At 36.4% G+C, this 14783-nt stretch carries 14 protein-coding genes; 10 read left to right on the forward strand and 4 right to left on the reverse strand.

The genetic code is table 11. The features are described from left to right. Nucleotides 1-250 precede the first annotated feature (250 nt). The 7 genes from BMW36_RS07390 (at nt 251) to BMW36_RS07420 (ending at nt 7521) form a co-directional block, all read left to right on the forward strand. Nucleotides 251-1561 (forward strand): ABC transporter substrate-binding protein, encoded by a 1311-nt coding sequence (locus tag BMW36_RS07390; protein ID WP_089740218.1) that lies wholly within the window; start codon nt 251-253, stop codon nt 1559-1561. A 63-nt stretch (nt 1562-1624) separates the two neighbouring features. Continuing rightward, entirely contained in the window at nt 1625-2554 is a 930-nt protein-coding gene (locus BMW36_RS07395) for a carbohydrate ABC transporter permease (protein ID WP_089740219.1), read from the forward strand. A gap of 18 nt (nt 2555-2572) precedes the next feature. Continuing rightward, nucleotides 2573-3418: a carbohydrate ABC transporter permease gene (locus BMW36_RS07400; protein ID WP_089740220.1), complete on the forward strand. Its 846-nt coding sequence runs from the start codon at nt 2573-2575 to the stop codon at nt 3416-3418. Nucleotides 3419-3463: 45 nt separating this feature from the next. Continuing rightward, nucleotides 3464-4069: a YesL family protein gene (locus BMW36_RS07405; protein WP_089740221.1), complete on the forward strand. Its 606-nt coding sequence runs from the start codon at nt 3464-3466 to the stop codon at nt 4067-4069. Between the two features lie 33 nt (nt 4070-4102). After that, nucleotides 4103-5116 (forward strand): LacI family DNA-binding transcriptional regulator, encoded by a 1014-nt coding sequence (locus BMW36_RS07410; protein WP_089740222.1) that lies wholly within the window; start codon nt 4103-4105, stop codon nt 5114-5116. Between the two features lie 86 nt (nt 5117-5202). Beyond that, nucleotides 5203-5835 (forward strand): DUF624 domain-containing protein, encoded by a 633-nt coding sequence (locus BMW36_RS07415; protein WP_089740223.1) that lies wholly within the window; start codon nt 5203-5205, stop codon nt 5833-5835. A 108-nt stretch (nt 5836-5943) separates the two neighbouring features. Continuing rightward, nucleotides 5944-7521: a family 43 glycosylhydrolase gene (locus tag BMW36_RS07420; protein ID WP_089740224.1), complete on the forward strand. Its 1578-nt coding sequence runs from the start codon at nt 5944-5946 to the stop codon at nt 7519-7521. Nucleotides 7522-7601: 80 nt separating this feature from the next. Here BMW36_RS07420 and BMW36_RS07425 read toward each other — a convergent pair whose 3' ends face one another. Genes BMW36_RS07425 through pxpB form a run of 3 tightly spaced genes read right to left on the reverse strand, consistent with a single transcriptional unit; the run spans nt 7602 to nt 9959 of the window. Further along, nucleotides 7602-8324, reverse strand: a complete 723-nt coding sequence (locus BMW36_RS07425) for a 5-oxoprolinase subunit PxpA (protein ID WP_089740225.1) — start codon at nt 8322-8324, stop codon at nt 7602-7604. Continuing rightward, the gene (locus tag BMW36_RS07430; RefSeq protein WP_245711617.1) at nt 8308-9279 is read right to left on the reverse strand and encodes a 5-oxoprolinase subunit C family protein; all 972 of its coding nucleotides are present in this window, start codon (nt 9277-9279) and stop codon (nt 8308-8310) included. Before BMW36_RS07430 ends, BMW36_RS07425 begins: the two co-directional genes overlap by 17 nt. After that, nucleotides 9279-9959 (reverse strand): 5-oxoprolinase subunit PxpB, encoded by a 681-nt coding sequence (gene pxpB / locus BMW36_RS07435; protein ID WP_089740227.1) that lies wholly within the window; start codon nt 9957-9959, stop codon nt 9279-9281. The genes BMW36_RS07430 and pxpB overlap by 1 nt, the downstream gene beginning before the upstream one ends. A gap of 173 nt (nt 9960-10132) precedes the next feature. Here pxpB and BMW36_RS07440 point away from each other — a divergent pair, with 173 nt between their 5' ends. Then, nucleotides 10133-11833: a methyl-accepting chemotaxis protein gene (locus BMW36_RS07440; RefSeq protein ID WP_342707256.1), complete on the forward strand. Its 1701-nt coding sequence runs from the start codon at nt 10133-10135 to the stop codon at nt 11831-11833. A gap of 81 nt (nt 11834-11914) precedes the next feature. On the opposite strand, the gene BMW36_RS07445 is transcribed toward BMW36_RS07440, so the two are convergent. Then, a complete protein-coding gene (locus tag BMW36_RS07445; RefSeq protein ID WP_245711618.1) occupies nt 11915-12952 on the reverse strand; it encodes an aromatic acid exporter family protein in 1038 nt (345 codons plus the stop codon). A 183-nt stretch (nt 12953-13135) separates the two neighbouring features. Between BMW36_RS07445 and BMW36_RS07450 the strand changes: the two genes are divergently transcribed. Both BMW36_RS07450 and BMW36_RS07455 read left to right on the forward strand, forming a co-directional pair. Beyond that, complete coding sequence (locus tag BMW36_RS07450) at nt 13136-13588, forward strand: IDEAL domain-containing protein (RefSeq protein ID WP_342707257.1); 453 nt, start codon at nt 13136-13138, stop codon at nt 13586-13588. A 131-nt stretch (nt 13589-13719) separates the two neighbouring features. After that, nucleotides 13720-14715 carry a Gfo/Idh/MocA family protein gene (locus tag BMW36_RS07455; RefSeq protein ID WP_089740229.1) on the forward strand — a complete coding sequence of 332 codons (996 nt, stop codon included), beginning with the start codon at nt 13720-13722 and terminating at the stop codon, nt 14713-14715. Nucleotides 14716-14783: the final 68 nt, after the last annotated feature.

Below are 14783 nucleotides of genomic sequence, written 5' to 3' on the forward strand. Positions count from 1 at the left end.
CCAGCGTTAAGGAAAACGATTTCTTTATAAATATAATTAATTAATGAAAAACTATTGATTTTTTCCAATTCGAGACATATAATCTTCTTAGAAAGCGATTACATCAATCTGCAGTGAGATGCTCGCTTTATTTATTAAAATTTTAATGAAACCGGTTTCCTTTGTTTACATCAATGTTCAGTCATACTTTCAATAATATTCCTTCTTACTTTGTGTGCTTATTAATGAAAATTTAATTGGGGGTTTGGTTATGAAAAAGTGGATAATGGCATCAATGTTTTTCATTCTGTTTTTAAGTTTAGCTGCATGCAGCAATGATAGTGAAAGCACCGGTAATACTGACAATGGAGAAAGTGGTAATAGTGAGAGTGACGGAGAAGCAAGTGGGGATGCAGTGGAATTGGACTTCTGGATTTTTGGTAGTACTGGATATGATCAATTAGTTGAAGAATACATGGCGGATAATCCGAATGTTAAGATAAACATCAACGAAGGTGAAATGAATGACATGCACAATAATCTGTTCACTTCTATTTCAGCAGGCAGTGGTGCACCAGATATTGCCCAAATAGAAATAAGTTCCATTGAGAAGTTCTTTCAGGCAAAAGACCAATTCTACAATTTGAATGATTACGGTGCAGAAGATATCGCAGGAAACTACCTTGATTGGAAATGGGCACAGGCACAGACAGACGGCTCATTCCAAATTGGACTGCCGACAGATGTAGGTCCGACAACTATGTTTTATCGCATTGATGTAATGGAGGAAGCGGGACTTCCGACTGACAGGGAAGAAGTAGCTGCACAGATCGATTCATGGGAAGCGTATTATGAAACTGCAAAAACAGTAAAAGAGAAGACTGGAAAACCAATTTCAGATACACCTAAATTAGTTTTTAATGCAATTCGTGACCAGGAAGAACAGCAATATTTTAATGAGAACGATGAACTGATTATTGAAGATACTGTTAAAGAGGCTTATGATTTTACAACAAAGATGATTGCAGAAGGATTAATCGGCCAGAATGATTTGTGGACACCTGAGTGGGGCAGTGCGATGGCAGAAGGTACTTACGCTACTTTACCTGGTGCACCTGGCTGGATGGTAGCAAATGTAAAAGGAAATGCTCCCGATACGAATGGTCTATGGGATATCGCAAAAATCCCTGAAGGTGCCGGAAACTGGGGTGGTTCATTCTTAACAATTCCTAAAGAATCGGAACATCCTGAAGAAGCATTTGCATTTATTTCATGGTTAACTGCACCTGAACAGCAATTAAAATCATTTGAAATCGCTGGATTATTTCCTTCCACACCAGATGTATACGAAAATGAAGATTTCTTAGCAACAACGGATGAATTTTTCAATGGTGCTCCAACTGCAAAGATTTTCGCGGAGGCAGCACAATCAGTAAAAACTGTTTATATGGGGCCTAACTATTCTATTGTGGATACGGAACTAGGTACAGCCCTGCTGAATGTTGCTGTTGAAGGAGCAGATCCACAGGCAGAATGGGATGCCGCACTGGAGAGAATTAATTCTCAGCTGGAAAGACAATAAATGATTTCATTAGCGGTCTAATATAATTTTAGACCGCTTTAATCTAATGGAAGGGGTATATTGATGAATCAAACAAATAGTGGAATCAGTAAAAAAGTGATCCATAAAAAGTCATTGTTAACAGAAAAAAAGAAGGAAGCTATTTCAGGATACCTCTATATTTCACCATTTTTTATACTTTTTGCGATATTTGGTTTATTTCCAATCTTGTTCAGTTTCTATTTAGGTTTTCAAAAGTGGAATGGATTAGGTGAAATGGAGTTTGTCGGATTTCAGAATTTCAAATGGATTTTAACGGATCAGGTTTTTTGGACGTCTTTAGCCAATACACTAATTATGTGGGTACTAGGAACAATTCCTCAATTGCTGATTGGAATCATACTCGCATATGCTCTCAATTCAGCACTGATTAAAATGAAGGGATTGTTTCGGGTTTCGGTATTTATGCCGTATGTTACCTCAACTGTTGCGGTTGCAATCGTATTTGGTGTGATGTTTAACAGCCAGGAATTCGGTCTTTTTAATGTCATTTTGAGTTGGTTTGGAGTAGAAGCGGTTAGTTGGTCAACTTCATGGTGGGGTGTGAAAATCGCCATTTCGACGATGGTCTTCTGGCGGTGGGTTGGTTATAATACGATTATTTATTTAGCGGGTTTACAGGCAATTCCCAATGAATTGTATGAAGCTGCCCAGATAGATGGAGCAACAGTCAGACAGAAAATTCAATATATAACAATTCCGATATTACGTCCGATTATTATTCTTACGGTATTCACTTCCACGATTGGAGCATTGCAATTATTTACAGAGCCACTAATTTTCATCGGCAGAACTTATCGGGAAGAAGGCATAACGGTAGTATTGTACCTTTATCGGGAAGCATTTACCAATCTGTCGTTTGGTCCGGCGTCTGCAGCTGCAATTATTTTATTTGTTATCATTATTATCTTGTCTTCCATTAACGTTTGGGTTGCGAACCGGTTAGGGAGATAGAAAGGGGAGAAACTATCAATGAGTACAATAAGTCAAACGAAAAAAAATACAGTATCTAAGTTATTTTTATATACACTGCTTACCATTGCCGCCTTTTTATCGATATTTCCTTTTTATTGGATGTTTGTGATGGCAACAAATGATAACAGTGCGATCAACAGTCTTCCGCCAGCATATATCCCCGGCAGTGAATTGGTGACAAATTTCACGAATGTAATTAATACAATAGACTTCTTCGGAGCAATGTGGAATTCCGTTATTGTATCCGTTATAACTACAATAGGCGTGTTATTTCTTTGTTCATTAGCCGGTTTTGCCTTTGCGAAATTTCAGTTTAAAGGGAAGAATTTTCTTTTTGTAGCTATCCTCGTCACAATGATGATTCCTCCGCAACTGGGATTGATACCACAATATTATATTATTACACAATTAGATTGGCTAAACGATTTAAAAGCGATTATCGTCCCCGGGTTAATTGATGCATTCGGGATTTTCTGGATGAGACAATATATTAGCAGTAACGTACCTGATGAGCTTGTTGATGCAGCAAAAATTGATGGATGTTCCAACTTCCGAGTTTATTGGAATATTGCAGTGCCCGTAATTATTCCGGCTTTTGCTACATTAGCGATTATAAAATTCATGTATATTTGGAACGACTTTCTCTGGCCCCTTGTTGTATTAAGAGATGAGCCCTCTTTTACCATACAAGTAGCGCTTCGTGGTTTAATTGATAACTATGTGCGGGATAATGGAATGATTTTATCAGGTACTTTCTGGGCAACCGTACCATTAATCATTGTGTTCTTACTGTTAAACAGACTGTTTATTCAGAGTTTAACAGAAGGTGCAGTGAAAAGTTAACAGGGCTGAAGGTGCTGGAATTTATAGAAATGAGGAGAGAAAAGCATGGAGCAGAGTGAGAACATTTTTTTGCGTGTCCTTAACATTTTTGCTAATTTCGTATTTTTGAATGTATTGTGGTTCATTTGCTGTATTCCTATTATTACTATTCTTCCAGCAACAACTGCTATGTATGGTGTTATTAACAAATGGCATCACGATGGACTGGATTACGGATTAGCTTCCTTGTTTTTCGATAAATTCAGAGAAAATTTCAGAAGGAGCTTTATTACTGGAATTCTGGGATTGTTTTCTGGCTTTATACTGCTTTTAAACTGGACTATTCTCTATTCCGCAGATTTTAATGGTGAATTTTTCATATCTGTTTTGTTTAGTTTTATGTTGGTAATATTTGTATTTATATCTGTATATATAAGTTATATTATCGAGCGGTACAGGCAAACAGTATTTGAAAGTATAAAACAGGCATTATTTCTTTCAATTTCTCATCTATTTCTTACATTATCGTGTATAATATTAATCATCGGATTTTTATTGATTGCGGTGTATGTACCTGTATTTTTTATCATAACAGGAAGTACAATCGCTTTCATTCAGTATTATATTTTTGATAAGGTAATAAAGAAATATCATTATGTGACAAATAAATAAAATATACAAAGTGACTATAGAGGGATCAATAATATGAAGTTAACCATACGAGAAATTGCAAAAATGGCGGGAGTTTCACCAGGTACGGTCTCCAAAGTAATAAACCAGACAGGCAGTATTAGTCCGAATACGATTAAAAAGGTAAAAAGAATTATTGAAGAGACAGGATATCAACCTAGTTTTTCAGCAAAAGCATTAGCAACTAAAAAATCGAACATGATAGGACTGATTTATGCCGGGGAAGTGAATGTGGAATTCAACCACCCTTTCTTTAATCAAGTAATCAATTCTTTTAAAAATGCTGTTGGACAATTGGGTTATGATATTTTAATATTCTCCAATCAGTCATTTAATATCGGGAAAGAGGACTATGTGGCAAGAGCAAAGCACTATCAGCTGGATGGATGCTTAGTTATTGCCGGGGAACACATAGAGGAGGCTGTATACCGGCTTGATCAGAGTGATATTCCGACAGTCGCGGTAGATTTAAAACTAACAGGGGAAAAATCAAGCTTTATAATGACAGATAATGAAAAGATATCACGCCAGGTAGTAGAATACTTTTATTTAAATGGTCTCCGGCAGCTTGCATATATCGGAGGACCTGTCGACTCTGTTATCTCCAATATTAGAAAAGATGCATTTATACAAGGGATAAAGGATTATGGTATGCATTATGAAGAAGAATGGATAAAGCATGGGAACTATTTCGAAGAAAGTGGATATTTAAAGATGAAGGAGATTTTGCAATACGACCGATTACCAGATGGGGTTTTTGCTGCTTCTGATATGATGGCGTTAGGTGTTGTTCGAGCAATTAAGGAGGCAGGGAAATCAGTTCCTCATGATTTTAAAGTGATTGGCTGTGATGATATTGAAGCCTGCCGTTACAGTAGTCCGTCACTAGCAACAGTCAAGCAGGATCAGGTAAAGATAGGCAAACTGGCTGCAAATATCCTTCATGACTTAATAAACAACCGGAAAGTACAGCAATCTGTCCTTGTAGATCCCGAATTAATTATAAGAGAGTCTGGTGAGATAATATAACTATTGAAAAAACAGGTTTATTTTTTATAAAAAAGGCTATAATGTCTAGAGAAAACTAAATTAATTGTTTAGAAGTAGGTGATTGGATGCTTTCAAGTGATTCCATGCTATTTCGCTCAGTATATGTTGGAGCATGTTTTATTACATTGCAGCTTTTTTGGTTTTTCTTTTCTTTAGGCATTATAACCGTTATTCCCGCAACTATTGCTTTGTATGCGGTTGTAATGGAATGGTCAAAAAATGGTTTCGAATTAGGGATTGGAAAGAGTTTCTTCTATTCATTTAAGCAATACTTCCGTAAAACATTGTTTTTAGGATTAAATGCCGGATTTGTTCTGATTTTACTTACTTATTATGACTCGTTTATTTATTCCTTAATTGACAGTGAATTATTTGTTGTCAAAGCAATATGGATGTTTACAGGTGGAGTTGTTTTTTTAATCGTGCTTTCAATTATCCCGTTAGTGGTAACATCCCATCTTAAAGGAATTAGTCTTTGGAAAAATGCCTCTGTGGCTACAGTGACTTTAATGCCGCATATTTTATTAATTGCCTGCATAGGTTTAAGCTTTGTATTCATGTCTATCTATTTACCATTAGCAGTTCCACTTTTTATTAGTTTGTTCGCTTTTATACACATACGTGTCTGGCAATCTGCTGTTAAAAAGCTCCCAACAGACTTTTTAGATCAATGTTTATTAAAATACCGGTACCGTTAACCACCTCATTTGAGTGAGGTGGTTTTGTATTTTCTCTATCCGGATTGTATTATCATGTATCGTTATATATAATACTTCATATCCAGGGAAGGTAACGGGGGTGAAATTGTGAGGAAGTGTCTCGGATTTTGGTTACTGCTGTTGTTCTTAATCCCGCAAGAGGTATTAGCGGATAATCCGATTATGAAGGATAAGTCATTTTCCGTTCCAGCTGTAATCGTCTATGAAGGTAAAGTGTACTATTATGTTGCTACTGACATGGAAAAGAAAGGCAATACGTACGGGAAGAAAGAATGGAATGTATATTCTTCAATGGATTTAGAGAATTGGAAATTAGAAAGTCAATTTGAAGAACCTAAAATAAATATGACAAATCGGAGTACAGTGAAAGCTTCTCATCTTATTGTAAAAAATGATGATTTTTTTTGGTATGTATTAACCGAAAGCGATGATAATATTCCAGACTATAGAGTAGACGTAATAAAATCAGATCATCCTGTTCAGGAATGGCAGGATACATCAGCTGTATCCGTAATTCCACCAGATATGATGGATGAATTAGACGATGTGGAGAGAGTAGCATGGAAAGAGAGTACCCTGTCAGTAAGCATGAATGAAAATGGTGAAGCATATTTATTTTTTGGAAAAAACAATCTTTATTATGTGAAATTAAAAGAAAATATGGTTGATCTGGAAAATTCAATTAAAAAAGTATACATAAATGGGTTTAAAGGCAGTTTTGCAGGAGGAGCAAAAATTCACCAACATAAGGATACTTATTATATGACATTTACAGTTAATTCTCCTCAAGTAATTGGATATGCGACTGCAAAAAATTTAGCAGGTCCTTGGGAATATAAGGGTATAATAATGGATGAAAGCACAGAGATTGCACCTTTTTATGCCAATATTTTTTCTTTTCAGGAACAGTCTTACTTTATTTATCATTCTAAGCCGGTTACTGAAAAACAAAGATCTAATGGAAGTGTAGCAATTGAAGAAATATATTATCAGGACGGGCTGATTGCCTCACCTGTTACACCAACTGCATCAGGTACAGATGGTCCAAGTTATCTTATTCAGCAGGCTGGAGGCAATCTAGCTTTAAGAATAAACGACGAGAGACTGGTTGTGAGTGTAGCGGAGGAGGAGCAGTATGATTTCAGGTGGCATCAGACCCCTGGGCTAATTGGTTCAGATCAGGTAAATATTGTTTCATTTCAGTCGGAAAATAGACCCGGTTTCTATCTAGTAAATCAGGATAATAGATTACAAGTAAAACAAGATGACGGATCCACCGAATTTGCGGAAATAGCATCGTTTCGAATTGTGCCCGGTTTATCAGATAAGACAGCATATTCTATTCAGCCTTATAATAAGGATCAATATTTCTTATTTATGAGAGAGGATATAATAGAGTTCAGAAAAAAAGAAGAGTTAGCAGATTTGGAACTTGCAACATTTCATTTGGCAGCAAAAGAAGACATCGTGCCTGAGCTGCAAACAAAACCAGTAAAATACAGTGAAAGTAGTGAAGAACCATACCGTGATGGAAATGATTCTTTAAAAGGATTGGAATCAAGTCAGATGATTGAAAAAGAAGAGACTAATTGGGTAGTAGTATGCGTAGTTTTATTAAGTGCAATATTGATTATCTTAATAATCCGAAAATATATAAAGTCATAACGTTCATTTATCGCAGTGCCAAATGTGTAATGCTAAAGATTAGTGGGGAATCAAAAACCCCACTGATCAAAAGTCTTATATTATGGTTTAATATATTTTCTTAGTTTCTGAACATATTCAATTGCCTCTGGAGTGTCTCCATGAACACAAACCGTATCTGCTTTAATTTTTATTCTCTGTCCGTTTGTTGCAACAACTGCCTGTTCTTTTCTTATTAATTGTATTTGCTTTAGCGCATCTTCGGTACGGTGAATGATTGCATTTTCCTCACTGCGGGGGGTAAGTGTTCCATCAGGCTGATACGTCCTGTCAGCGAATACTTCATGTGCTACAGATAAGCCTATATGTTCGCCTGCTTCCGTTAATCGGCTGTCAGCAAGACCGTACAGTATTAATCCGGGATCAAAGTCATATACCGCCTGTGCAATGGATTGAGCGATCGACTTGTCTTCGCACGCCATATTATACAAGGCACCATGTGGCTTTACATGATGAATCTTTGTATGTTGGGCTTTTGTAAAAGCCGAAAGTGCACCTAATTGATATAATATTATTCCATATATCTCTGAGGTATCCATATCAATCTTTCTTCTTCCAAAACCTTGTAAATCCTGAAAACCCGGATGTGCACCAATACGGACATTATGCTTTTTTGCGAGCTGAACAGTTAATTTCATTGTATTGACATCACCTGCATGAAAACCACAGGCGATATTAACTGCATCAACTAGTGGGATTATCTGTATATCATTACCCACCTGGTATTTTCCATAGCCTTCTCCCAAGTCACAATTTAATTCCATCTCCTATTTCCCTCCATCTATATAACATTATTTGTTTAAGCTGAGAGAGGAAGTTTTCCTGAGATTTTAATTCCCGTATTGCTGATTCCATCGTGCACCTCTCTAACTTTACAGACTTTGCAGGAGTCAGTTGACTCAGTTTCGGCAGATCTGCCTGAATAACCTGACCAATCTTGGGATAACCTCCAGTAGGTTGTCCATCTGCCATCAGAATAATTGGCATGCCATCTGGTGGGATTTGAATTGCTCCAAATTGCACTGGTTCGGTTAAGAGCTGTTTATCATGGATTGTCTCAATTACTCTGTCACCAATCAGGCGGTAGCCCATTCTATTGGATTTAGGGGAGATTTTCCAATTTATATCGCTTAAACCGTTATCTGCAAACCAGTCAAACTGTGCGCCGTTAAGGAAACGAACAACTGTCTCTTCTTTTTGGATATAGTTAAATATTCTATCATTCAGTTTCCAGTTAATAGCCTTGCTGACTGCAAATGGCTGAATCGGTAATTGATCGTTATTTTTTATCTTTCTTGCAAGGAAATCATCTCCATTGTATCTTGCAATCATGCTTCGGCTGCCAAGTCTCTTTTCTACCCTGATTCCACCCTTTACAGATAAATAGGCATAAATTCCTTTTTTGCATGCTCTGCATTGTAAATTATCACCTTTAAAGACTGGAACAGGGCGATGGAGCTGAAGTTCTTTGCCATTTAAAAAAGCAGTCATCTCGGCACCTGTTACAGCAATGACACTATCACAGGTAAATTCGATTGTTGGACCAATGAAGCACATTTCTAATACTGCTTCATTGTCTTCATTACCAACAAGGTAATTGCCGATTCTCATTGCGGTTTTATCCATAGGCCCACCTGGTGAAAATCCATATGATTGATAATTTACTCTTCCCAGATCTTGAATAGTAGTATGTAGTCCTTCTTCTATAATTTTCATCATTATAATCCCTCACCATTTGCTAATTGCATAAACTCTTCCGATTTAATACGATAAAATCTGATTTGATCTCCCGGTTGTAATAACGTTGGTCGTTTTTGATTTAGTTGTACTAGTTTAATTGGTGTTCTGCCGATTATTTGCCAGCCTCCTGGTGATTGACTTGGGTAAATACCTGTTTGCTTTCCGGCTATGCCGACAGATCCAGCCGGGATAACTGGGCGAGGGGCAGACTTTCTAGGTGTTGCTAATTTTCCTGACATGCCGCCTAAAAAAGGAAAACCTGGTGAAAAACCAATGAAATATACAGTATAAGTTGCTGATATATGAAGTTCTATTACCTTCTCAACAGATAACTGATGATAATCTGCAACATAGTTAATATCAGGACTGTATAATTCATCATAGCAGACAGGGATATGATGAATAACAGGTGTAAACACTTTTTCGTTATTATGAGTATTTAAATTAATTACCAACTTTTTCACATCGGAGTGAGAGGTTACTAATGGATCAAAGTACACGGTCAATGTCGTAAAGCCAATGACGGCCTCTATTAAACCACATCTTCTACTTGTGTTAATCAGCTGTTGTAATGTAATCAGCTGTTTGTGGGTACTGATATCAATCGTTTCCCCTAACTTAACCATCAATGCATTCTCCGCAATATTTGTAAATTGCATAATTGTCACCCCTGTATTTATTTTAACGAAATTCCTTCGAAAAGAAAATAAATAGGCAATATAGTAAAAATTACTACATTTCATATAGATATGAATCTATTATCATGATAGTATAGACTCATAAGGCGTATTACTTATCGTCAATTAATCAGCATAGACAGGGGGAATCTTATGTGAAAAAGCTATTAAACAATCTGAAAATAGGGACAAAGTACGGGGTTATGTTAGGTGTTGTATTGCTATTATTTATTGTTTCTACGATTATTGTCGCACTATTTTTAAGAGACATTGAATCACAAATTGATGCGCTTGATAGAAGGGGTGAACGGGCTGTTTCCGTTACGGAAATGGGCTCATTAATAAGGGCGAAAAGTATCAGGATATATTCCTATATGGATACCCCAACAAAGGAAATAGAAGCAGAATTTAACGAACGGAAAGAACTGTTTGATGAATTGAAGAATGTTCTTGAAGCAAGAATGGACACAGAACAAGAGAAGGCATTATTTAGTGAAATTTCCAGACTTGATGAAGAGGTGAATCGCAGTTTTAATGAAATTGTAGGATACATGAATCAAGGAGAAGCAGGTGTTGCTTCAAGAGTTGCGATTGATGCCAACAGAGCTCAAATGCAGGCAGTTGATCAGTTGGAAGAACTTAAATTACTAGTTAATGAACAAAGAGAGATTGCTATTAGTAATGCAAAGTCGAGCCAGTTTACTGCAATGTTAGCTCTGTTCGCTGCGACTATTGTATCAATCATTGTAAGTGTTATCTTACTGGTGTTAATAACCAAGATTATTTCAGGAAATTTGAAGCGGGTAGTAGAAGTTAGCAATAAAATTGCTGGTGGTGATTTACGTGGTGATAATCTTACCTATACTGGTAAAGATGAAATCGGTCAATTATCATTGGCGATGAATACGATGAGCGACAATTTGCGGAAGATTATTCTGCAGGTTTCAACAGTTTCTGATACAGTAAGTGCACAAAGTGAAGAACTAAACCAATCTTCCAATGAAGTCCGAACAGGAACAGAGCAAATTGCAACAACAATGCAGGAATTAGCTTCAGGATCTGAAACACAGGCAAACCATGCAAGTGATGTATCAGCAAAAATGGGGAATTTCTCTAAAAAAGTAAACGAAGCCAATCAAAATGGTAACAAAATAGAATCTGTATCGTCAACTGTTCTATCAATGACAGAAGAAGGCCGGGGAATGATGGGAACTTCTGTTGAACAAATGGGACGTGTCCATTCTATTGTAAAGGATGCAGTTGAAAAAGTTAGAGGGCTTGATGGACAGACACAGGAAATTTCCAAACTAGTATCTGTTATAAAAGATATAGCTGAGCAAACAAACTTGCTTGCTTTAAACGCAGCAATTGAATCAGCAAGAGCCGGTGAGCATGGTAAAGGTTTTGCTGTTGTTGCAGATGAGGTGCGAAAATTAGCGGAACAAGTAGCTACTTCAGTGACAGACATTACGACTATTGTATCCAATATTCAAAAAGAATCTTCAGATGTAACTCACTCACTGGAAGATGGGTATAATGAAGTGGAACAAGGATCTACGCAGATTGAGCAAACTGGTGAAACATTCAGTAAAATCAATATTGCAGTAAATGATATGGTTGCCAGTATCCAGACAGTTACTAACAATTTGGCAGATATCACAAAGAGCAGTGAGGAGATCAATATTGCTGTGGAAGAGATTGCCTCAATATCCGAAGAATCTGCCGCAGGGGTTGAGCAAACTTCGGCCTCCGCTCAACAAGCAAGCAGCTCTATGGAAGAAATATCATCCAATTCCAATGAGCTAGCTAAGCTGGCGGAAGAGCTGAATGGGTTAATCAGACAATTTAAAATTTAAAAAAAGTGAAAATTAGAAAAAGTATCAGGATGCATAGCGTAGTGATAAATAAAAAGAACCAGATGGCAAATCTGGTTCTTTTTATTTGGACATTTCATGACTGTTTTTAATAATTTCTTCGGTTAAATTATAGATCGACAACAATTCATATAAAATAATAACTTCAGATGAGAACAGACTTTCATATTCTTTGCCCTGTGGTTTATTGTTATTCCAAAAGTGCTCCATTAAATTCTTCACCTGCTGTTTATAAGCCTTTGCTTTATAATGACTGGGATATTTCATGAAGTCAACTAATGTATCTACCATCCTTAATATATCTTTACGTTCTTTTTGTGACCAGCAAACTGTTTGAATGGGAGTATTAATTAAGTTGCCTATATGGTAATGGACGAGTCTTAATTTTGCTACATTAATTTGCTCTAATTCAAACAATCTTTTCGCATCATCCTGAAGACGATGGTATTTCGTCTCATCTGTCTGGAACTGCAGTAATTCCTCTGTTTTGTCCAAAGCAACCTTCAACTGCTGAAATCTCTGGTCAACCTCTCCACGTCCCAGTGTATTGTTTTCATCTTGAATTAGTATTTTAGTTGCCATTCCAAGTTCCTCACCGGTTTTCCTCCGTAATTCTTCGAAATTCTTTGATATTCTTTTTGTATAATTTGGTGGTAAAACAAACATATTAACCAAAGTTGACACAAGTAACCCGATCGTCGTTGTTCCAAGGCGTATAAGGAATGATACCAGAAGGTTTGCGTGAATTACTTCTATCATTGCGACAGAGGTTAACGTAGCGACAAGCAAACCTGCATGCAAGCCTAATCGAAAACAAGTAATAATAGTAAATAAAGCTGCTAAAGTATAGGTAATAGGTGAATTACCGAAAAAATAAATAAATATAACTGCATAGAATGAGCCGATCGCAGATGCAGGAAAGCGTACGATACCCTTTTTTATGGAAGAAGCAACAGTTGGTTCAATTGTCACAATTGCTGTAATCACAGCAAATACCGCAGGCCATCCAATCCATTCACAAAGTGCGGAAGTTAAAAATACAGCTAACCCCGTTTTAATAACTCGTCCGCCAAAAAATTTAATACGTAATTTTTTCATCATTAGAGTAGAACTCCTTAAACAAAAAATCTATTTGTTAGTATAGCGCATAAGAAAAATAATTACTATGATTTCAGAGGAAATAGAAAAATAAAAAATATAAGTGTAAACGCTTTCTTATTTGTTGCATATAATGTAAAATAAGAGTAATACTCGAGTTAATTTATATGCGGTAATTTTGAGGAGGTGTCCAATTTGCTTTCGATAAAAGTTTTTAAACCTTATTATGTGAAAGAAGAAGGCAAGTACATTCGAGTGGTGTTAGCATATCAATATTTCTCCCTGTTAATGGATGAAAAGGTCTATCACTTCGTGCCACTTGAATCTAGAGAAATCCGAATCAATCGCGACACAAAAGAAATTGAAAATAAAGATGCAGTGTTTGTTTTCCAAAAAGGAAAGAAATATAATCGTATAGCACTTGTGGATCTGATGAAAGTAAAGGATTTTCAGGAGCATTTATCACAAATTTTGAATCCATATATTACTTTGCCAAAGCCGACAGTAAAACCTGATGAAATAGATTTTATTATTATGGAATTAGAGAGGAATAACTTAATAAGACTAATTGATAAAGCGTTAGACGAAAAAGATGAAATGAATTTTAATTACTATACAAATATATTACTCGACATGTGAAAGTATATCAAATCCATCATTGGAAAGGTGAAAAAGCAGCAGGTATATATATACCTGCTGCTTTTCTGTGACGGAAATGTAATATATAATGGTTCTGAAGCTAAAAGAATAGTCAAGGGGAGAAGTCACTTATGTCAACTTTAAAATTCGGAATACTTAGTACAGCAAAAATTGGGCGTACGCAGGTTATTCCTGCTATTCAGCGTTCCAAAAATGGAGAAGCTGTTGCCATTGCAAGTCGTAATATTGAAACAGCGAGAGATGCTGCAAAAGAGTTATCCATTGAAAAAGCGTACGATACATATGAATCCTTATTGGAGGATCCGGATATTGATGCCGTATATATTCCTTTGCCAAATGCACTCCATAAAGAATGGATAATGAAAGCATGTAAACAAAAAAAGCATGTGCTTTGTGAAAAACCAATCTCATTAAACAGCCAGGAATTAGCTGAGATTACAGCTACAGCGAAAGAAAACAATGTAATGGTAATGGAAGCTTTTATGTACCAATTCCACCCACAGCATAGCAAAGTAAAAGAGATAATAGCTAACGGGGAAATTGGGGAAGTCTCTCTCATGCGTGCAAGTTTTTCTTTCTATTTGGAAGACCATACAAATATTCGCTTAAACAATGACCTTGGTGGTGGATCTATGTATGATGTTGGCTGTTATACTTTACATTCAATTCGCAATATTTTTAATCAGGAGCCAAGTTCTGTTTATGCAAGTTCAACCAGTCGAAGTGATCTCCAAGTAGATACCACTATGAGCGGAGTGTTAACATTTCCTGATGGAAAATTAGGCCTGTTTGATTCAAGTTTTGATTCATATCCACGCCAAAATTATGAAGTAGTCGGCTCTATGGGAACCATTAATGTAACTTCATCATATCGGCCGGATACAAATGAAAACATGGAAGGAGAAATAATAATTAAGAAAAATAATGGCGGGCAAGTTGTTCATAAGGTAGCAGGAGATCAGTATAAATTAATGGTAGAAGACTTTGCTGATGCTATTCTTAGCAATCGTGCACTTACATACAGTGAAACGAACATGGTAAACCAGATGAAAGTACTAGAAGCTGTGTATAAAAGCAGTAGGGAGAATTGTGCTGTATCTCTTTAATATAAAAAAGCGAGCTGTTGGGCTCGCTTTTTGTGTCTTCTGAGTGTTAATTTATTTTCGGTAATGAT

Origin of the sequence: Gracilibacillus ureilyticus, assembly GCF_900111195.1 — a bacterium.
GTDB lineage: Bacteria > Bacillota > Bacilli > Bacillales > Amphibacillaceae > Gracilibacillus > Gracilibacillus ureilyticus.